Below are 20725 nucleotides of genomic sequence, written 5' to 3' on the forward strand. Positions count from 1 at the left end.
CGACCACCCGCGGGTTCTCAGCTGTCTTCTCGCGAGGACAGCTTTTTCCCTCGTGGCGGAGCCACTCGGGAAAAAGATCCCGCAGCGAGAAGACAGCTGAGGTTCCGCCACAGGACCACCCGAGCAAAAAGACCCCGCCCCCCCAAGACCTCACCAAGCTGGGTACCTGGTGCTCCAGGTGGCGTTCGTCGGTGGAGCCGGGCTGAACTCGACGAGCGCGTCCTGCGACAACGCCGTCACGACCTCGCGCAGTTCCAGCACATCCAGCCATTCCGGCGGCAGCGCCCGGTCCCCGTGCAGCGCCCCCACGATGTTGCCGCAGACCATCCCGGTCGAGTCCGAGTCGCCGGAGTGGTTCACCGACAGCCGCAACGCGTCCCGCACGTCGGGCGCGGCGAGCGCCGCGTACAGGCCGATGGCCAGTGCTTCCTCACCGACCCAGCCGCCGCCGAGCCGCTCCTCCAGCCGCTCCGGCGCGACGATCCCCTCCGCCGCCAGTTCCACCGCGGCGTCCAGCGACCGCAGCTGCTCCTCGTGGCCGCGCCACCGCAGCAGCAGGTCCCGCGCGAGCCGCACGGCGTCCGGTAGCGGCACGGCGCGGATCAGCTGGTGCACGATGACCGCCAGCACGCCCGCCGACAGGTAGCCGGACGGGTGCCCGTGGGTGAGCGCCGCGACGCCGACGGCCGCGTGGAAGACCTCCGCCGGGTCGTGCGACCACACCGCGACCGGGGCCGCGCGCATCACCCCGCCGCAGCCCTTGGAGTCGTTGATCGCGTTGTCCTGGGACGCCTGCCGGTGCGTGCGGGCGAACCCGATCAGGGCCGCCATGCACGTGTTGCCGGGGGCGCGCGTCGCGAACAGGCCGCGCTCGGTGATCAACCAGCCGTCCGGCTCGGCCAAGTGCACGGCGTACGGCCCCGCCGATTCCGCCCAGCTCCGGCCCTGCGTGTGCAACCACCGCTGGTACGCGTGCTGCACTTCCGGCACCGGGTCGTTGTCCACGGGCTTCATCCGCCGCGCCACGTGCGCCCGGATCAGGCCTTCCAGCGTGAACAGCATCATCTGGGTGTCGTCGGAGATCTCCGCCTTCTCCTGCGCGGGCGCCGGCTCGGTCAGCCCGGCGGCCCCGTGGCGTTCGCGGATCTTGTCCATCGAGTGGAACTCGACGGCGAAGCCCAACGCGTCCCCCAACGCGCCGCCGAGCATGCTGCCGAGGAAGCGTTCGTGCGCGTCGGGTGGTGCTTGCTGCATCTTCGCTGTCCTCGTTCTCCGACGTGCCAGGCTCTCGACCTACCGGAGATTAGCAACCGGGAGCCCTTGGGCAGGCGGGTTCAGCGACCCGCGCCCGGCCCGCGTTCGATAGGGTCCGGTGCCGTGACCCGCGATCGGTCCAGTTCGCCCGAATCGGGACTGGACCTGCACTTGGACTGGTCCGGTCGGCCGGACAGCGGCGCGCTCGCCGAGGCGTTGCGCGCCGCGATCCGCGACGGACGGCTCGCCGCGGGCAGTCGCGTGCCCTCCACCAGGGCCCTCGCCCACGACCTCGGCATCGCTCGCGGCACCGTGACCCGCGCGTACGTCCAGCTCGGTACCGAGGGGTTCCTGCTGTCCCGGCAGGGCGCGCCGACCACCGTCGCCGACCGGCTCCGCAGCGGCGAACGCCCGGAACCCGCGGCTCCGCGCCCGGCTCCCAGCACGCCGCGCTGGGACTTCCGGCCGGGCAGGCCGAACCTGAGCGCCTTCCCGCGCAAGGACTGGCTCGCGGCGAGCCGTCGCATCCTGCGCACCATGCCCGCCGACGACCTCGACTACGGCGATCCGCAAGGTCCGCTCGCGCTGCGGGAAGCGCTCACCGAGTACCTCCGGCGGGCGCGGGCCGTGCACACCTCACCGGATCGACTGATCGTCTGCAACGGCTACAGCGAAGCGTTGTCGCTGATCAGCAGGGCCCTGCACGCGCGAGGCGTGTCGTCGGTGGACTTCGAGGACCCGTCGCTGCCGCACTTCCGGACCATCGCCGAGGACAACGGGATGTCGGTGCACGGCGTCCCCGTCGACGACGGCGGCATCGACGTGTCCGCGCTGCGCAGCCCCGCCGCCGTCGTCACCCCCGCGCACCAGTTCCCGCTCGGCGTCACGATGCGGGCGCAGCGGCGGACAGCGCTGATCCGCGCGGCCAAGGCCGACGGCAGGATCATCGTGGAGGACGACTACGACGGCGAGTTCCGCTTCGACCGGCAGCCCGTCGGCTCGCTGCAGGGCATGGCGCCCGACACGGTGATCTACGCCGGAACGGCGAGCAAGACCCTCGCCCCGGCGCTGCGCATCGCGTGGCTGGCGCTGCCCGCGCGGCTCGTCGAACCGGTGCGGGAGATGAAGACGCACGGCAGGTACGGGCCGCTGTTCGACCAGCTCGCGCTCGGCGAGCTGCTCCGCTCCGGCGCCTACGACCAGCACGTCCGCCGATCTCGGGCGGCGTACCGGGCGCGGCGCGAGCAGCTGCTGGAGGGCTTGGACGGCCTCCGGACCCGCCATCGGCGCTATCCGGCGGGGATCTCCGCTGGCCTGCACCTCACTTTGCGCCTCGCCCCGGACGGGCCGAGCGAGCAGGAGATCATGGCTCGGGCGCGCAGCCGCGGCGTCGAGCTCGAAGCGCTCGGGCCGTGGTGGGTGCGCCGCGGCGAGCACCCGCCCGGCGTGGTGATCGGCTACGCAGCTCCGGCCGAGCACGCCTTCCGCCCCGCGCTGGAAGCATTGCTCGACACGCTCGACCCATGACCGTCGGTGGCCCGGCACGCCCCGCTACAGTGCCCTCGCGCGCCGGGCCCTCCCGCCGCCACGGCCGAGGGGAACTGGTGTTCTATCCTGGGTCACCGACCGGCGCACATCAAGGAGAAACCGTGGGCGAGCAGGAAGCAGACCAGGTGACCAGCGAAGAGACCCAAGCCGAGCAGGCCCCGACGCAGCCGGAGAACGGCACCGCCCAGGCCGAGGTGGACACCGCGCAGGCGACGGCACCCACCGATGCCGCCCCGGCGGACGCCGACGCGGCACCGGAGCCCGCGCCCAAGAAGACCCGCGCCCGCAAGCAGAGCACCGCCAAGAAGACCCGCACGGTCGAGCTCACCCTGACCGTGACGGGCACCGCGGAAGGCGAGTGGCAGGCCGAGCTCCTGCACGCCGGCAAGCGGGTCGTCCAGGGACTGCCGGTCCCGGCGGCAGCGGTGTCGAAGGCCGCCGCGGAACTGCACCAGGACATCTCCGAAGCCATCGAAGAAGTCCTGTCCGCCGCTCGGGAGCAGCACGAGGCGAAGCTCGCCGAACTCGAGGCCGAGGTCGAGCGGGTGCGCAAGGCTCTGTCCGAGCTGGAGAGCTGACGACCTTCCCGGTCGGCTGACACGTCCCCGGAACACCGGCGCTCCGATGCGTCCACGGGCGCGGGGCGCCGGTCATCCGGGGATCCGGGACGGTGGCGGCGCGCAACGCCACCGTCCCGGTCACACTCCGCCGAGCCCACTACCGCCAGCGGCTCAGAACTCCAGCACCAACCTCCCCCGCACGCCGCCCGCCTCGAGTGCGCGATGCGCCTCGGCGGCCTCGCTCGCGGGGAACGTCCGCGCGACCCGCAGGCTGAGCGCGCCCTGCTCCACCTGGGCCCGCAACCGGTCGAGCTTCTCCCATTCCTGCGCGTAATCCCGGACCGAGACCGGCCGGTAGGTGATGCCGCGCTCCGCTTCGGCGGTGAAGAACCGGACCGTCGCGATCCGGCCGCCGTCGCGCACCGCGGGCACGACCAGGTCGTTGTGCACCGCGCCGTCCGCGACCGCCGGCACCCCGTCCGGTTCCACCTCCCGGATGCGCGCCGCCACGTCGTCGCCGCGTTCCACGACGACGTCGGCGCCGAGCGACCGGACGAGCTCCCGGTCGGCATCGGCCGCGTCGGCGATCACCCGCAGGCCGTCGGCCTTGGCCAGCTGGACGACGTATCCGCCGAACGCTCCGGCCGCACCGGTGACCGCCAGCGAGTCCCCCGGCGACAGCTCCAACAGGTCCAGCGCTTGCCGGGCTGTCAGCCCGTTCATCGGCAGGGTCGAAGCGGCCACGTGGTCGACCCCGGCCGGAACCCGCACCACCGACCTCGCCGGGAGCACCAGGCTCTCCGAGTAGCCGCCGTGGGCGGCGTGCGGCACGACGACCGCCATCACCCGGTCCCCGACCGCGAGCCCGGTGTCGACGTCCTCGCCCACCTCGTCGAGCTCGCCCGCGACGTCCATGCCGGGGACGTACGGCGGCGGGTTCTCCCGCAACCGCTCGGCGTAGGCCCCGCTGCGCAGCACGGTGTCGGTCGGGTTGACCGCCGCCGCGCGCACCCTGATCCGGACCTCACCGGGGCCGGCGTGCCGTTGCGGGACCTGGAACTCGCGCAGCACGTCAGGCCCGCCGAACTCGGAAACTCCGACTGATCGCATGCCGCGTGCAACTCGGCGGGCGGGCGCCGGTATTCCCGCCGCGGACCACCCGCTCGTGTAATGGCGAACGGGTGTTCGACTCTGGATGATCGGAGTCATGGACCCCAGAACGCGCCACCACCGCCCGCTCCGCCTCGCCCCGGTTCGTCCCCGGACTCCCAGCGGAGCGGTCCGGTCTCCCGAGGCCGATCCAGCCGACCCGACGGCTCAGGCCGGCCCGCCGGAACCACCCGTGGTCACCGACGAGCACGCCGCCGCGTACTCGGATCCCGGTCTGATCGCCGCGATCCGCGAGTGCGAGGCGATGCGCCACCGCCTGCTGCACGACCAGCTCGCCCTGCTCACCGAAGCGCGCCGCCGCGGCCTGCCGACCTGCGGCGGTCCCCGGCGAGCGTCCCACGACCCCGCCGACGCGGAAGGAGCACCGACATGATCGCCACCCAGTTGCGGCACGCCCTGCGCGTGGCCGCTCGCACGCTCGTCGGCCGCAGCGCGGCGGACCTCCCCGGACAGCGGAAGGTCCCCGCTCGAACCCGAGCGGGGACCTTCCGTGCACTGTTCCGCGACCGCGGACCGCGAACCTTACCGGTAGTCGCGACCGAAGTCGTAGTCGTCCAGCGGCACCGCGGCACCGGTGCCCGCGCCGAACACGTCCGGCGTGTAGTAGCCGTCGTCGTAGGACGGGATCGCGTACGCCGCGGCCCGCGCCTCTTCGGTCGGCTGCACCTGGATGTTGCGGTAGCGGTTGATACCGGTACCGGCCGGGATCAACTTACCGATGATCACGTTCTCCTTCAGGCCGACCAGCTTGTCACTCGCGCCTTCGATCGCGGCGTTCGTGAGGATGCGGGTCGTCTCCTGGAAGGAGGCCGCCGACAGCCAGGACTCCGTGGCCAGCGACGCCTTCGTGATGCCCATCAGCACCGGACGGCCCGAAGCCGGGTCGCCGCCCTCGGCCACCACGCGGCGGTTCTCGCCCTCGAACTGCGAGCGCTCCACCGGGGAACCGGGCAGGAACTCGGTCGCGCCCGAGTCGATGATGATGACCCGGCGCAGCATCTGGCGGACGATGACCTCGACGTGCTTGTCGTGGATGCCCACGCCCTGCGAGCGATACACCTCCTGGACCTCGCGGACCAGGTGGAGCTGGGCCTCGCGCGGGCCCATCACGCGCAGCACCTCGTGCGGGTCGACCGCACCTTCCAGCAGCTGCTGGCCGACGTCCACGTGGTCGCCGTCCGCGATCTGCCGTTCGGTGCCGTCCACCGAGATGACCGCGAGCCGCTGCCGCTTGGACAGCTTGTCGTAGACGATCTCTTCGCTGCCGTCGTCCGGGATGACCGTGATCTTCCAGTACCGGTCGTTGTCCTCCATCCGGATCCGTCCGGGGGCGTCGGCGATGGGCGCCTTGCCCTTCGGGACCCGAGCTTCGAACAGCTCCGTGACACGCGGAAGACCGGTGGTGATGTCGTCACCGGCGACACCGCCCTGGTGGAACGTACGCATCGTCAGCTGCGTACCGGGCTCACCGATGGACTGGGCGGCGACGATGCCGACGGCCTCGCCGACGTCCACCAGTTTGCCGGTGGCCATCGAGCGGCCGTAGCAGACCGCGCACACGCCGACGCCGGACTCGCAGGTCAGGACGCTGCGGACCTTGACCTTGGAAACCTTGGCGCCGAGCAGCTTCTCGATCGCCGGGTCACCGAGGTCGGAACCGCGGGCCAGCACGATGTTGCCGTCCGAGTCCGTGACGTCCTCGGCCGTGGTGCGGGCGTAGATGCTGGTCTCGACGTGCGCGTCGCGCAGCACCGTGCCGTCCGGCAGCACCTCGGCGATCGGCATCTTGATGCCGCGCTCGGTGCCGCAGTCGGTCTCGCGGACGATGACGTCCTGCGAGACGTCCACCAGACGACGGGTCAGGTAACCCGAGTCGGCGGTGCGCAGCGCCGTGTCGGCCAGACCCTTGCGGGCACCGTGGTTGGAGATGAAGTACTCCAGCACGGACAGGCCTTCGCGGTAGTTCGCCTTGATCGGGCGCGGGATGTACTCGCCCTTCGGGTTCGACACCAGGCCGCGCATGCCGGCGAGCTGCACGACCTGGGTCATGTTGCCCGCCGCCCCGGACTTCACGATCATGCTGATCGAGTTGTCCTCGGGGAAGTTCTTCTCCATGGCCTCGGCGACCTCGTCCTTGGCCGCCGTCCAGACCTTGACCAGCTCCGCGTTGCGCTCCTGGTAGGACAGCGCACCACGGCGGTAGCGCTTCTCCACCTGCTCGGCGCGCTGCTCGTAGGAGTCGAGGATCTCGCTCTTCTGCGGCGGCACGACGACGTCGGAGATCGACACGGTCACACCGGAACGGGTGGCCCAGTGGAAGCCGGCGTCCTTGAGCCGGTCCAGGGTCTGGGCGACCGCGACCATCGGGTACCGCTCGGCGAGGTCGTTCACGATCGCCGCCTGCCGCTTCTTCGGCAGCAGGTCGTTGACGAACGGGTAGTCCTCGGGCAGCAGCTCGTTGAAGAACACCCGGCCCAGCGTGGTGTCGGCCAGCCACGGCTTGCCCGGCTCCCAGTCCTCCGGCGTGGCCTCCTTGGCGGGCACCACGTCGCGCAACCGGATCCGGATCTTCGCCTGCAGCGACAGGCTGCCGCGGTCGAAGGCCATGATGGCCTCGCCGACCGAGGAGTACGCCTGGCCCTCACCGGTGGCACCGTCGACCAGCCTGGTCAGGTGGTACAGGCCGGTGACCATGTCCAGTCGCGGCATCGCCAGCGGACGACCCGAGGCGGGCGAGAGGATGTTGTTGCTCGAGAGCATCAAGATCCGGGCCTCGGACTGCGCCTCCGCCGACAGCGGCAGGTGCACCGCCATCTGGTCACCGTCGAAGTCGGCGTTGAACGCCTCGCACACCAGCGGGTGCAGCTGGATGGCCTTGCCCTCGACCAGCTGCGGCTCGAAGGCCTGGATGCCCAGCCGGTGCAGCGTGGGAGCACGGTTGAGCAGCACCGGGTGCTCGGCGATGACCTCTTCCAGCACGTCCCACACCTGCGGGCGCTGGCGCTCGACCATCCGCTTCGCGGACTTGATGTTCTGCGCGTGGTTGAGGTCGACCAGCCGCTTCATCACGAACGGCTTGAACAGCTCGACCGCCATCTCCTTCGGCAGACCGCACTGGTGCAGCTTCAGCTGCGGGCCGACGACGATGACCGAACGGCCGGAGTAGTCGACGCGCTTGCCGAGCAGGTTCTGGCGGAACCGGCCCTGCTTGCCCTTGAGCAGGTCGGACAGCGACTTCAGCGGCCGGTTGCCCGGGCCGGTCACCGGACGTCCGCGACGGCCGTTGTCGAACAGCGCGTCCACGGACTCCTGCAGCATCCGCTTCTCGTTGTTGACGATGATCTCGGGCGCACCGAGGTCGATCAGTCGCTTGAGGCGGTTGTTGCGGTTGATGACCCGGCGGTACAGGTCGTTGAGGTCCGAGGTGGCGAACCGGCCACCGTCGAGCTGGACCATCGGACGCAGGTCCGGCGGGATCACCGGCACGCAGTTGAGCACCATGCCGCCGGGGTTGTTCCCGGTGGCCTGGAACGCCGCGACGACCTTGAGCCGCTTGAGGGCGCGGAGCTTCTTCTGCCCCTTGCCGGAGCGGATCGTCTCGCGCAGCAGCTCGGCCTCGGCGCCGATGTCGAAGTCCTGCAGCAGCGCCTGGATGGACTCGGCACCCATGCCGCCGGTGAAGTACTCGCCGTAGCGGTCGTAGAGCTCGCGGTAGAGCATCTCGTCCGAGATCAGCTGACGGGGCTCCAGCTTGGTGAAGGTCTCCCAGATCTCGTCGAGCTTGTCGATGTCGCGCTGCGAACGGTCGCGCAGCTGGCGCATCTCGCGCTCGCCGCCCTCCTTGACCTTCCGCCGCACATCGCTCTTCGCGCCCTCGGCCTCGAGCTCGGCCAGGTCGGCTTCCAGCTTCTGGGCACGGGCCTCGAGGTCCGCGTCCCGCTGGTCGGAGACCCGCTTGCGCTCGACCGTCATCTCGTTCTCGAGGGTCGACAGGTCGTTGTGCCGCATCTCGGTGTTCACCGAAGTGATCACGTACGCGGCGAAGTAAATGATCTTCTCGAGGTCCTTGGGAGCAAGGTCCAGCAAGTAGCCGAGCCGGCTCGGAACGCCCTTGAAGTACCAGATGTGGGTCACCGAAGCGGCGAGCTCGATGTGCCCCATCCGCTCACGGCGCACCTTGGCCCGGGTCACCTCGACGCCGCAGCGCTCACAGATGATGCCCTTGAAGCGGACCCGCTTGTACTTGCCGCAGTAGCATTCCCAGTCGCGGGTCGGACCGAAGATCTTCTCGCAGAAGAGCCCGTCCTTCTCCGGCTTCAGGGTTCGGTAGTTGATCGTCTCGGGCTTCTTGACCTCGCCGAACGACCACTGGCGGATGTCGTCGGCCGTGGCGAGGCCGATGCGGAGTTCATCGAAGAAGTTGACGTCCAGCACGTCGGGTCTTCTCCCTTAGTCGAAAGGTCCGGCCGGCTACCGGCCGGGAATGCCAGGTTGGGTCGATGGCCGGTCCGCGGGCAGGCACATGCCCGCGGACCGGCGGCGAAGTCACTGAACGACGTCGTCCACCGAAGGCGACTCGTTGCGGGACAGGTTGATGCCGAGGTTCGCCGCGGCACGCTCCAAGTCCTCGTCGTCCCCGTCGCGCATCTCGATGGCGGCACCGTCGGTCGAGAGGACCTCGACGTTCAGGCACAGCGACTGCAGCTCCTTGAGGAGCACCTTGAACGACTCCGGAATACCAGGGTCGGGGATGTTCTCGCCCTTGACGATCGCCTCGTAGACCTTCACGCGACCGATGACGTCGTCGGACTTGATCGTCAGCAGTTCCTGCAAGGTGTACGCGGCGCCGTAGGCCTGCATGGCCCAGCACTCCATCTCACCGAAGCGCTGGCCACCGAACTGCGCCTTACCGCCCAGCGGCTGCTGGGTGATCATCGAGTACGGGCCGGTCGACCGGGCGTGGATCTTGTCGTCCACCAGGTGCGACAGCTTCAGGATGTACATGTAGCCGAGGGCCACCGGGTACGGGTACGGCTCACCGCTGCGCCCGTCGAACAGCTGCGCCTTGCCGTTCGCCTTGACCATGCGCTCACCATCGCGGTTCGGCAGGGTCGAGCCGAGCAGGCCGGTGATCTCTTCCTCACGGGCACCGTCGAAGACGGGGCTGGCGGTGTTGGTGCCGGCCTCGACCTCGTAGAGGTCCGACGGCAGCCGCTTCGCCCAGTCCGGGTCCCCGTCGATGGACCAGCCCTGCGAGGCGATCCACCCGAGGTGGGTCTCCAGCACCTGGCCGATGTTCATCCGTCGCGGAACACCGTGGGTGTTCAGGATGATGTCGACCGGGGCGCCGTCCTCGGTGAACGGCATGTCCTCGATCGGCAGGATCTTGCCGATGACGCCCTTGTTGCCGTGCCGGCCGGCGAGCTTGTCGCCGTCCTGGATCTTGCGCTTCTGCGCCACGTAGACCCGCACGAGCTCGTTGACGCCCGGGGGCAGCTCGTCGTCCTCGTCGCGGTTGAACACGCGCACGCCGATGACCTTGCCGGTCTCGCCGTGCGGCACCTTCAGCGAGGTGTCGCGCACTTCGCGCGCCTTCTCGCCGAAGATCGCGCGCAGCAGCCGCTCCTCCGGGGTCAGCTCGGTCTCGCCCTTGGGCGTGACCTTGCCGACGAGGATGTCGCCGCCCTGCACCTCGGCGCCGATCCGGATGATGCCGCGCTCGTCGAGGTCGGCCAGCACGTCCTCGGAGACGTTCGGGATGTCCCGGGTGATCTCCTCGGCGCCCAGCTTGGTGTCGCGAGCGTCGACCTCGTGCTCCTCGATGTGGATCGAGGTGAGCACGTCGTCCTGCACCAGACGCTGGGACAGGATGATCGCGTCTTCGTAGTTGTGCCCCTCCCACGGCATGATGGCCACGCGCAGGTTCTTGCCCAGCGCCATCTCGCCGTTCTGGGTGCACGGCCCGTCCGCGATGACCTGACCGACCTCGACGCGATCGCCTTCGTTCACGATCGGCTTCTGGTTGGTGCAGGTGCCGTGGTTCGAGCGGTTGAACTTCTGCAGCCGGTAGGTGTGCCGGGTGCCGTCGTCGGCCATCACCGTCACGTAGTCGGCGCAGAGCTCTTCGATGACGCCCGCCTTGTCGGCGGTCACCACGTCCCCGGCGTCGACGGCGGCGCGGAGCTCCATGCCGGTGCCGACCAGCGGCGACTCGCTGCGCAGCAGCGGCACCGCCTGACGCTGCATGTTCGCACCCATCAGGGCGCGGTTCGCGTCGTCGTGCTCGAGGAACGGGATCATCGCGGTCGCGGCGGAGACCATCTGCCGCGGCGAGACGTCCATGTAGTCGATCTCGGTCGGAGCCAGCAGCTCGACCTCGCCGCCCTTACGGCGACCCAGGACGCGCTCGTCGAGGAAGGTGCCGTCCTCGTCGATCGGCGCGTTCGCCTGCGCCTTGACGTAGCGGTCTTCCTCGTCCGCGGTCAGGTAGTCGATCTGGTCGGTGACCCGGCCGTCGACGACCTTGCGGTACGGCGTCTCGATGAAGCCGAACGGGTTGACCCTGGCGAAGGTGGCCAGCGAGCCGATCAGACCGATGTTCGGGCCTTCCGGCGTCTCGATCGGACACATCCGGCCGTAGTGCGACGGGTGGACGTCGCGGACCTCCATGCCGGCGCGCTCCCGGGAGAGACCGCCCGGTCCGAGCGCGGAGAGACGACGCTTGTGCGTCAGGCCCGCGATCGGGTTGGTCTGGTCCATGAACTGGGAGAGCTGCGAGGTACCGAAGAACTCGCGGATCGCCGCCACCACCGGGCGGATGTTGATCAGCGTCTGCGGCGTGATCGCTTCGACGTCCTGCGTGGTCATCCGCTCGCGGACGACGCGCTCCATGCGGGACAGGCCGACCCGAACCTGGTTCTGGATCAGCTCGCCGACGGTGCGCAGGCGACGGTTGCCGAAGTGGTCGATGTCGTCGACCTCGACCGGGACCTCCAGGTCGCCCTCGCCCATCGAGGTCTCGCCGGCGTGCAGCCGGACGAGGTACTCGATCGTCGTGACGATGTCGTCCTCGGTGAGGACGCCGGAGTCGAACGGCAGCTCCAGGCCCAGTTTCTTGTTGACCTTGTAGCGGCCGACGCGGGCCAGGTCGTAGCGCTTCTCCTTGAAGAACAGGTTCTCCAGGAGGGTCTGCGCGCTCTCCTTGGTCGGGGGCTCACCCGGACGCAGCTTGCGGTAGATGTCCAGCAGCGCCTCGTCCTGACCGGCGGTGTGGTCCTTCTCCAGGGTCGCCATCAGCGTCTCGGAGAAGCCGAACCGCTCGCGGATCGCCTCGGCGCTCCAGCCCAGCGCCTTGAGCAGCACGGTGACCGGCTGGCGGCGCTTGCGGTCGATGCGGACACCCACGGTGTCGCGCTTGTCGACGTCGAACTCCAGCCACGCACCGCGGCTGGGGATGATCTTGACGCTGTAGACGTCCTTGTCGGTCGTCTTGTCGACCGAGCTGTCGAAGTAGACGCCGGGCGAGCGCACGAGCTGGGACACCACGACGCGCTCGGTGCCGTTGATGATGAAGGTGCCCTTGTTGGTCATGACCGGGAAGTCACCCATGAACACCGTCTGGCTCTTGATCTCGCCAGTGGTGTGGTTGGTGAACTCCGCCGTGACGAACAGCGGGGCCGCGTAGGTCATGTCCTTGTCCTTGCACTCGTCAACCGAGGCCTTGACCTCGTCGAAGCGCGGATCAGTGAAGGACAGGGACATCGATCCGGAGAAGTCCTCGATCGGGGAGATCTCGCTGAGGACTTCTTCCAGGCCACCGACTGGGCTATCTTCGCCGGCGTCGACCCGGCGCTGGAACCAGGCCTCATTGCCGACAAGCCATTCGAAGGACTGGACCTGCAGATCGAGCAGATCAGGTACTTCCAACGGTTCGCGGATGTTCGCGAACGAGACCCGCCTGGGTGCCCCAGCGATCCCCGACGTGTAGTTGGAAGCTGCAGAGACCTTGGTCGCGCGGGAGACTGCCAAGATGCGTCCTTCCGGGACTCTGAACTGGCTACAGCCGCGTCAGGAGGCGTTGGCAACCAGCTAACACGACTGTCAAGGGTGCAATGGCGCCCACGATCCTACGTCCCGTCATGGGGAGGGCGGAAAGAGGGCAGCGCAAAGTAGCAGTCTAGACGCTACGACGCCACCTGTCGAGGGGCCCGCCGACGAACCGTCCCGGAAGTCGTCTGCGGAGCCGCACCTCGCGAGGCCCTGCCCGTGTTGGTGACCAGAGTGAACCCGCCGCAGCCGACAGTCAAGAGATCACGCTCCGATCACCCTCGTGGCGCAAGACACGATCACTCGACGTGATCGACAAAGCGGTCGTTATACCTGGTCACAACTCCACAGACCGGTGGTTTCGGCGAATTTCCGCCAGTGTTCGCGCAGCCCTGGACAAGCACGGGCGGTCGCTCACCGCACCCGGATTCGTCCGGTTTCGGCCCCGAAGATGACCACTGTTCCCCTATGATCCAGAAGGCCGCCAGCGTTGTCGGCCATCTCACGCCACCGGGCTTCGGGCGAGTCGTCCGGCGGGGCGCGGGAGTGGAACATCGCCCACCTGACCTCGCAGGGAGTCGCGGATCGTGCACGGAACGCGTGCTCCGGCAACCGGCCCATCGCCGCTGGCGCACGGGCTATTCGGTACCCGCGAACATCGGTACGGTGAAACGTCCCGCGACGCCGCGACGTTGATAGTCGTGTGAGCATGCCACAGGAGAATCGGGATGAATGACGATGCGGGTCGGCCGGACGAGCTCGCCGACGGTCGGGCGCGTTCGACCGGGGAGCAGCAGGGCGCCGAGGCTGGAGCGTCGTGGTTCACCGGGACGGGCGGGCAGGCCGTGCCGACGCAGGCAGCCGCTGATCCGGGGCCGACATCGCCCCAGGCCCGGCAAAGTCCGGAGCAGCGCTACGCCGACGCCATCAAGGCGATGAACGAGATCATCTCCACGCTCGACTTCGCGCGGCTGCCCTGGGTCACCGAGGTGTTCCGCGCCACCGCGGGAGTGCTCGACGATCGCGATCCGGCGCGCGCCGGGGTGCTGAACAACCTGGGCAGCGCGTCCCAGCTGATGTACCTGAGCAGCAGGCAGCCGGGAGACCTGGAAGACGCGGTCACGTACTACCGGGATGCGTCCTCGCAGGCCGACCAGGGCGACCCGGACCTGGTGCTCTACCGGTGCAACCTCGCGCTGGCGCTGACCGAGCTGGCCACGTCGAGCGGTTCCGTCGGGCACGCCGAGGAATCGGTGCGGGCGGCCCGCACCGCCACCGAGCAGACCCCGCGCCGGGACCCGCGCCGGATCATGACCTTGGTCCGGTTGGCGAACGCGCTGAAGACCCACGCCCGGCTCGCCGAGGACCCGCGATCGGACGACCAGTCGATCGACGCGTTCCGGGAGGCGGCACGCGCGGCGTCCCGCGGGGGCGGGGCGGAAGCCGCGGAGCTGCGGATCAACCTCGGTGCGGCGCTGCTGCGCCGCTACCAGCGCACCGGGTCCCCGCAGGACCTGGACGAAGGCATCACGCACCTCCGTCGCGGCGCCGACGGGTTGGCCGACGGCGAGCCGCGGCGCAACGCGCTGTGCCACCTGGCGAGCGCGTTGCGGTTGCGCTTCGAGCAGGCCGGGGACCTGGCCGACCTGGAAGCGGGGATCAGCGAGCTGGTCGGCGTGCTGGGCGTGCTGACCGCCGGACATCCGCTGCTCGGGCGTGCCCTGGTGCTGCTCGCCGAGTCCACCACCGAGCACGTGGACAGCACCGGTGAGCCGGGGCCGTTGCGCCGCACGCTGCGCGCCTATTCGGCGAGCGCGCGCGGGATGGCGCCCGACGATCCGGAGCAGCCGTTCGCGCTGGCCGGGTACGGAGCCTTGCTGCGCAGGCATTTCCTGCACGGCGCAGAGTCGGACGCGCTGGACACCGCGGTCGCCGCCGGCGAAGCGTCGGTGGAGTCGTCGCAGAACGGCAAGGTGCTGCACTCGCTGGCGCTGAGCCTGCTCACCCGCTACGAGAGCAGCGCCGACGAAGCCGACCTGGACCGCGCCGAGCAGGTGTGCCAGCAGGCGGCCGCGGCTGCCGAGACGGCGCAGCACCTGGCGTGGGCACAGCTGGGAGTGATCTCGGCGCACCGGTTCCGCCGCACCACGCGCACCGGCGAGCTGGAGACCGCGGTCGAATGGTTCGACCGGGCGCTGGAGGCGATGGCCGCGGACGCCCCGGAGCGGGCCGCGGTCGCCACGCACTTGGGCCGGGCGCTGCAGTCCCTGCACCAGCGCACCGGACGTCGCCGGTTCTACCGCTGGGCGCGGCGGGTGCTCGGAGAGGCCGCGGCGCAGACTTCGGCTCCGGCCGACCACCGGCTGCGGGCGGCGAGCTTGAACGGTCGGCTCGCCGCGGGCGCGCAGCGGTGGTCGGAGGCGGTGGAGTCGTTCACCTCGGCCGTCGAACTGCTGCCGCTGGTCACCCGGGCGAAGCGAGCCGTGGCCTCCCCCGCGATGCAGCAGCGCTGGGCCTTGATCGCCGCGGACGCCGCCGCGTGCGCGGTGGAGAACGGCGAGCCGGAACGCGCCGTGGAACTGCTGGAGCACGGCCGCGTCGCGCTGCTGTCGGACTTCCTGCCCGCGGGCGGTGAGCTGGGCGGTCTGCACCGCGATCACCCGGAGCTGGCCGATGAAGCGGTCCGGTTGCGCCGGCTGCTCGATCGGCCGCCGGGTGAGCCCGCGCTGACCGATCCGGACGAGGGCGTCGCGCTGCGCGCACGGCTGGTCGACGCGTGGGAGGACCTGCTCCGCGAGGTGCGCTCCGATCCGGCGCACGCCGGGCACCTGCGATTACAGCCGTTCGCCGAGCTGGCGGGCAACGGTGCCGAAGGCTCCGTGGTGCTGGTCAACCTGAGCCGGTACCGCTCCGATGCGTTGATCTTGTTCGCCGGCCGGGTGATGACGGTGCCGCTGCCGGGAGCGGGCCCGGATTCGGCGGCCGAGCAGGCGCGGGCGGCCCTGGCGGCGACGGACCAGCGCGATCAGCGCGCGCTGCTGGAGGCGCTCGACTGGTTGTGGCACAACATCACCCGCCCGGTCCTGGACCGGATGGGCTACGTGCAGCAACCGGCGGAGGGGCAGCGCTGGCCGCGCATGTGGTGGTACGTGCTGGGGGCGTTGAGCTTCCTGCCGCTGCACGCGGCGGCTTCGAAGGACGGGGCGAGCGCCCTGGACCGGGTCGTGTCCTCGTACGCGCCGTCGCTGAGCACCTTGAACGACACCAGGCGCCGCCCGGTGCCGGACGGCGGCCGGGCGCTGGTGGCCGCCGACTCGCTGGAGCCGGGGGCGCGGGAGTTGCCGCGGGAGAACCAGATCCTCGCCCGGTACTGGCCGGACGCCGAGGTGCTGTCCCCGCGTTCGACGTCGGCGGTGGAGGTCCAGCAGCTGCTGCCCGACACGGCGTGGGTGCACGTGTGCGAACCGAGCGCGCAGTACCCGGGCCAGCCCGCGGCGGGGCTCGTGCTGGATCGGGAGCCACCGCAGCGGGGGCTGGGCGTGGTGGAACTGGGGCAGTTGGGGCTGCACCAGGTCGAGTTCGGCTACCTGGGGCGCTGCTCGACGTTCGTGGACGCCCCGTCGGCCGCGGCGGTGCCGCTGGCCTCCGCGTTGGGTTTCGCGGGATTCGCGCACGTCATCGGCACCCTGTGGGAGGTCGACGAGGACTGCGCCGTGGACGTGCACTCCGAGGTCTACGAAGCCGTGTTCGGTTCCGAGGAGTTCGACACCGGCCGAGCGGCGCACGCCCTGCACGACGCCGCCCGCCGCTTGCGCGCGGACTTCCCCGAGGCACCGTCCCGCTGGTCAGCCCACTTGCACGTAGGCCCCTGACGACCCGAGCTCCCAGGGGAACCGACTCAGCGTGCACCACGTTCGCTCAGCGGCCTTCCCACCGACCTGGAGGGAAGGCCGCTGCCTGAGCGGCGTTGTCGGTCGTTGTCCTGTCAGCGGCGGAGCCGCTGAGCAGCGACCAGCTTGAGCAAGGTGACCACCGGCGGGTTCTCAGCGGCCTTCTCGCGAGGACAGCGATTTCGCCGTGTATCGGACATACATCAGAAATCGATCCCGCAGCGAGAAGGCCGCTGAGGTTCCGCTGAGCGACCCACTACTCAAGCCAAGACCAAGGACAAGCAGTGGATCACCGCTGGGTGATCTGGGCGATCTTCCAGTCGTCGCCGTGCTTCTCCGCGTTGATGACCACCTGCGCCGGGCCGACCGAGGGCTGACCGCCGACGTCGGTGCGGGTCGCGTTCTGGTCCACGAACAGCAGCACCTCGGCGCGGTCGCCTTCCAGGCGGGTCACGCTGCTGGCCTTGACCGTGGTGGTCACGACCAGCTTCTGGATCGGCGCCTGCTCCTTCACGGTGGCGAACAGCTTGTCGTACTCGCCGACGGCACCACCGGTGAGCAGGTCCTTCGCGGCCTGCTCGGTCTTGCCGGTGTCGGCGAAGTCGTAGGAGAAGATCTTCTCGACGCCGTCGGAGATCTGCCCGTTGACCTCGCTGGTGGTGGCCTGGTCGGAGAGCGCCTGGTTGCCGTTGCGCACGGCGTAGGCCTCGACGCCGAACCAGGCGGCGAGGCCGGCGAGCACCACCGTCGCCACCAGCATCGCGGCGATCAGGTTCTTGGTTGCGCCGCGGCCACCGGTGGCGGGCTCCGCGTCGGACTCGGACTGCTCGGCCGGGTCGCCCTCCGCGCGTTGCGCCTCGTCGACGTCGCCGGGCCGTTCGGCGTCCGGCTGGTTCGAGCGGGCCGGTTGCTGGGCTGCGCCGTCCTGACCCGCGCCCGGCGTGGTCTGGTGCGTCGTGCCGTTGCGCTTCGCGCGTCCGGCCTTGCCGGTGCTGACCGGGCCGTCCTGCGGCTCATCGGCGGGCTCGGCGGTCACCTCGGAGCCGTCGGACTCGCCGGGCGTGGCGGCGTCGTCCGCCTGAGCCGCCTGCTCCTGCGCGTCCTCGGTCTCCTCGGCCGACGTCGCGCCGGTCTCGGTGTCCGGCGTCGCACCGGTCTGTTCCTCGGTGGCCGCCTCGTCGACGGCCTCGGCCGAATCCTCCGGCCGGTTGAGCCCGATCCGGGTGCTGTTCGCGGTGGAGCCGGAACGGCTGCGCTGACCGGCGACGCGCCGCCGCGACGTCGATCCGGGACGGCGGGGACTGGACACGGGAACCACTCCTAGTACGAACGAGTCGGCACAGCTGGATCGGGGCGGGCCGGGCTCAGCCGACCGCGACGGGACCGAGGACGCTGAGCTTCCAGTCCGCGCCCTCACGGGTGAGCTCGGCCTGGTACCGGCTGCGCTTCTCGGTGGGCGGCTGGCCCTCCGGGGTCACGGTCACCTTCACCACCGCGATCATGCGGGCCTTGCCGGCGCGCTCGTTGAGCTCGGTGAGCCCGGCGGAGAGCACCTCGGCCTGGGTGACCGTCTTGGCCTGCGTGATGCTGTCGGCGTACTGCTGCCGACCGCGCACGACGTCCTCGTGCAGCGGCCCGGTGGACGAGCGCTCCCACAGGTCGAGCCCGTGCTGCACGTCGCGGTGGTCGAGCGTGTTGAAGTTGATGATCGACTGGGTGCCCGCCTGCAGCGCGGCATCCCGTTCGGCACCGTAGGCGGCGCTGCCGCCGTTGGCCGCGACGGCCCAGCTGACGCCGAAGAACAGCGCCGCCACGAGGGCCACGGCGAGCGCGATCGACGGGATCAGCAGTGGCGACCGCGTGGTCCTGGACGTGCGGTTCTCGGGTTCGGGGCCGGCGTCGGCCACGTTCTCGGTCATCGGGTCACCTCGTTTCACGGTGCCGTCGGAGGTCACTGTCCAGGAGCGTTCTGCGCCCCGCGTACGTTGATCGGGCTACCCGGCGGCTCCGCACAGTGTGCATCAGTGTTCAGCGGTGTCGGCGCGAGGTCGTTACCCGCACGTTTGTCGGTTCCTTCGTAACCCGCCGTGCACGGAAGCGGGTCGAAGATGTTGAGGGCCAGCCCGAAGTGGGCGGTGCCGTCGCCGGGAACCACGCTGTATCCGCCCGCGGAGACCATCGGGTAGGTCACCATCAGCTGCTCGATGCCGTCGTTGTTGGCGGCGAGCAGGTCGGTGGTGCTGGTCAGGTTGGTGATCAGGGTGCCCAGCTGCGGCCCCGTCTCGTTGAGCAGCCCGCTGACCTGGCGCGCGGCGGGCGGCGCCTTCTTGATCAGGTTCCGCAGGTCCGGGTCGGACGTGCGAAGCTGCTCGGCCAGCAACTTCAGGTCGGAGCTGTAGGAGCGGATCGCGGAGCCCTGCTCGTTCTGCGTGGCGAGCACCGTGGTGCCGTCCTCCAGCAGCTGCCGGGTCTGCGGCAGGTGCTGCTGGGCTTCGGTGGTGAACTCCCGCGTCGTGTCGAGCACGCGCTGCAGGTTGCCGCCGTTGTCCCGGAACGCGGTGCCGAGCTCGTTGACGACGGTGCGCAGCGAGTCCTCGGGCACGGACTTCGCGAAGTCGTCCAGGTTGGTCATCAGATCTTCCACCGGCAGCGGGGTGCTGGTGGCGGCGCGGTTGATGACGGAGCCGTCCTTCAGGAACGGCCCGCCGTCCTTCCTGGGCCGCAGGTCGACGTACTGCTCACCGACGGCGGAGCGGTTGGTGACCACGGCGTCGACGTCGGAGGGGATGCGCTTGTGCCCGGCCTCGATGTCCAGCGGCACTTCGATCCCACCGCTGGTGAGCTTCATCTCCCCGACCCGCCCGATGGGCACGCCGCGGTAGGTGACCTCGGCGTTGTCGAAGATGCCGCCGGAGTCGGCCAGGTTCATGGTCACGACGTAGCCGCGCGGACCGAGCAACCGGTCCAGCCCGGCGTAGCGGGCACCCGCGTAGCCGATGCCGACGAGCGCGATCGCCAGGAACGCGACGATCTGCAGACGGGTTTTGCGCGTGAGCATCAGTCATCGCCTCCGAACAGGAAGTCGAGCAGCCCACCGTCTTCGTCGTCCGGCTTCGGGGCGGGAGACGTTTCGGGTGCCGTGGGATCGGTGCCGCCCGTTCCCGGTGCCTGCGGCGCCTGCGGTTGCAGCGGCAGCGGCGGTGCTCCGGGCAGGTCGATCAGCGGCTGCCGGGCGCGGCCGATGTTGCCGATGATGTTGGTGAGGTTGAGATCGGCGTCGATGTAGAGGTTCGTGTAGTCGCCCTTGATGCCTTGCGCCGCGCCGTCGGTGAACGGGTAGGTCAGCAGGATCTCGAAGGACTTCGGCAGGTCGTCGCCCGCCGCCTCCAGCTGCGCCAGCGTCGGTTGCAGGGCTTGCAGGTTGTGCACCAGGTCGTCCTGGCTCTGGTCGACGACGTTGGTGGCGACCCCGGAGAGCTTGTCCAGCGACTGCAGCATCGTCACGAGCTGACCGCGCTGGTCGTTGAGCACGCGCAGCCCGGGTTCGAGGTCGCGCAGCGCGGTGTCGATGTTGCCGCGTTGCTCGTTGAGGCTCGCGGAGAGCCGGTTGACGCTGTCGAGGGCGCGGGTGATGTCGTCGCGCTGCGCGTCCAGGCCGGCGACGAGTTCGTCGAGGTTGCCGAGCAGGTTGCGGGCGTCGGCTTCGCGTCCTTCGAGCGCGTTGTTGAGCTCGCGGGTGATGTTCTGCAGCTGGGACACGCCACCGCCGTTGAGCAGCAGCGACAGCGCACCGAGGACTTCTTCGACCTCGGGGTTGCGACCGCTGCGGTCGATGCCGATGACGTCGCCGTTGATGAGCTTGCCCTGCGGCGCCTCGGGTTCGGGCGGCACGGCGAGTTCGACGTACTTCTCACCGAGCAGGCTGGATTGGCGCAGCCGGGCGATGGCGTTGCCCGGCAGCTTGACGTCGCGGTTGACCTGCAGGACCGCTTCGGCGTCCCAGGAGCCGGGGGCGAGTCCGATCTCGCTGACCCGGCCGACGGGCACGTCGTTGACGCGCACTCCGGCGTTGGGCACCAGGTCCAGGACGTCGGCGAAGCGCACCTTCACCTGGTAGGGCTTGTCGCCGAGGTCGGCGCCGCCGGGCAGCGGTAAGCCGGAGACTCCGGTGAATCCGCAGCCGCTCACCAGCACCAGCGCGGTGGTGGCGAGGGCGACGATCTTCCCGGCGCCGAGCCGGGCCGATCCCGCGGGCCG

General features: G+C 70.1%; 12 protein-coding genes. 4 read left to right on the forward strand and 8 right to left on the reverse strand.

What is annotated here, in order from left to right; translation table 11 throughout:
- Positions 1-150 precede the first annotated feature (150 nt).
- The gene (locus ACWD38_RS16030) at positions 151-1254 is read right to left on the reverse strand and encodes an ADP-ribosylglycohydrolase family protein (protein ID WP_450124350.1); all 1104 of its coding nucleotides are present in this window, start codon (positions 1252-1254) and stop codon (positions 151-153) included.
- 123 nt (positions 1255-1377) lie between these two features.
- Between ACWD38_RS16030 and pdxR the strand changes: the two genes are divergently transcribed.
- Positions 1378-2781: a MocR-like pyridoxine biosynthesis transcription factor PdxR gene (gene pdxR / locus ACWD38_RS16035; protein WP_450124351.1), complete on the forward strand. Its 1404-nt coding sequence runs from the start codon at positions 1378-1380 to the stop codon at positions 2779-2781.
- 122 nt (positions 2782-2903) lie between these two features.
- Complete coding sequence (locus ACWD38_RS16040; RefSeq protein WP_425503509.1) at positions 2904-3380, forward strand: DUF6319 family protein; 477 nt, start codon at positions 2904-2906, stop codon at positions 3378-3380.
- Between the two features lie 153 nt (positions 3381-3533).
- Here the strand turns inward: ACWD38_RS16040 and ACWD38_RS16045 are convergent, their stop codons facing one another.
- Positions 3534-4472 carry an NADP-dependent oxidoreductase gene (locus tag ACWD38_RS16045; protein ID WP_184476300.1) on the reverse strand — a complete coding sequence of 313 codons (939 nt, stop codon included), beginning with the start codon at positions 4470-4472 and terminating at the stop codon, positions 3534-3536.
- Positions 4473-4704: 232 nt separating this feature from the next.
- On the opposite strand from ACWD38_RS16045, the gene ACWD38_RS16050 reads away from it, so the two are divergent.
- A complete protein-coding gene (locus tag ACWD38_RS16050; RefSeq protein ID WP_184476297.1) occupies positions 4705-4905 on the forward strand; it encodes a hypothetical protein in 201 nt (66 codons plus the stop codon).
- Positions 4906-5054: 149 nt separating this feature from the next.
- On the opposite strand, the gene ACWD38_RS16055 is transcribed toward ACWD38_RS16050, so the two are convergent.
- Entirely contained in the window at positions 5055-8966 is a 3912-nt protein-coding gene (locus ACWD38_RS16055; RefSeq protein ID WP_184476294.1) for a DNA-directed RNA polymerase subunit beta', read from the reverse strand.
- Between the two features lie 111 nt (positions 8967-9077).
- Entirely contained in the window at positions 9078-12560 is a 3483-nt protein-coding gene (rpoB, locus tag ACWD38_RS16060; RefSeq protein ID WP_184476291.1) for a DNA-directed RNA polymerase subunit beta, read from the reverse strand.
- A 746-nt stretch (positions 12561-13306) separates the two neighbouring features.
- On the opposite strand from rpoB, the gene ACWD38_RS16065 reads away from it, so the two are divergent.
- Positions 13307-16450: a CHAT domain-containing protein gene (locus tag ACWD38_RS16065; protein ID WP_184476289.1), complete on the forward strand. Its 3144-nt coding sequence runs from the start codon at positions 13307-13309 to the stop codon at positions 16448-16450.
- A 307-nt stretch (positions 16451-16757) separates the two neighbouring features.
- Here the strand turns inward: ACWD38_RS16065 and ACWD38_RS16070 are convergent, their stop codons facing one another.
- Genes ACWD38_RS16070 through ACWD38_RS16085 form a run of 4 tightly spaced genes read right to left on the reverse strand, consistent with a single transcriptional unit; the run spans position 16758 to position 20689 of the window.
- Positions 16758-17777, reverse strand: coding sequence for a hypothetical protein (locus ACWD38_RS16070; protein WP_450124352.1), 1020 nt, complete (start codon positions 17775-17777; stop codon positions 16758-16760).
- Between the two features lie 55 nt (positions 17778-17832).
- Complete coding sequence (locus ACWD38_RS16075; protein ID WP_450124353.1) at positions 17833-18387, reverse strand: hypothetical protein; 555 nt, start codon at positions 18385-18387, stop codon at positions 17833-17835.
- A gap of 32 nt (positions 18388-18419) precedes the next feature.
- On the reverse strand, positions 18420-19526 hold the full coding sequence (locus ACWD38_RS16080) for an MCE family protein (protein WP_184476285.1): 1107 nt from the start codon (positions 19524-19526) through the stop codon (positions 18420-18422).
- Positions 19526-20689 carry an MCE family protein gene (locus tag ACWD38_RS16085; protein WP_343071679.1) on the reverse strand — a complete coding sequence of 388 codons (1164 nt, stop codon included), beginning with the start codon at positions 20687-20689 and terminating at the stop codon, positions 19526-19528. The genes ACWD38_RS16080 and ACWD38_RS16085 overlap by 1 nt, the downstream gene beginning before the upstream one ends.
- Positions 20690-20725: the final 36 nt, after the last annotated feature.

The sequence above is a fragment of the Saccharopolyspora sp. NPDC002578 genome (genome assembly GCF_053592695.1).

What these genes read in the sequence shown, in the direction of transcription:
- ACWD38_RS16030 (WP_450124350.1), bottom strand. Translation starts at nt 1,254, where the DNA reads ATGCAGCAAGCACCACCCGACGCGCACGAACGCTTCCTCGGCAGCATG.
- ACWD38_RS16045 (WP_184476300.1), bottom strand. Translation starts at nt 4,472, where the DNA reads ATGCGATCAGTCGGAGTTTCCGAGTTCGGCGGGCCTGACGTGCTGCGC.
- ACWD38_RS16065 (WP_184476289.1), top strand. Translation starts at nt 13,307, where the DNA reads ATGAATGACGATGCGGGTCGGCCGGACGAGCTCGCCGACGGTCGGGCG.
- ACWD38_RS16075 (WP_450124353.1), bottom strand. Translation starts at nt 18,387, where the DNA reads ATGACCGAGAACGTGGCCGACGCCGGCCCCGAACCCGAGAACCGCACG.
- ACWD38_RS16080 (WP_184476285.1), bottom strand. Translation starts at nt 19,526, where the DNA reads ATGCTCACGCGCAAAACCCGTCTGCAGATCGTCGCGTTCCTGGCGATC.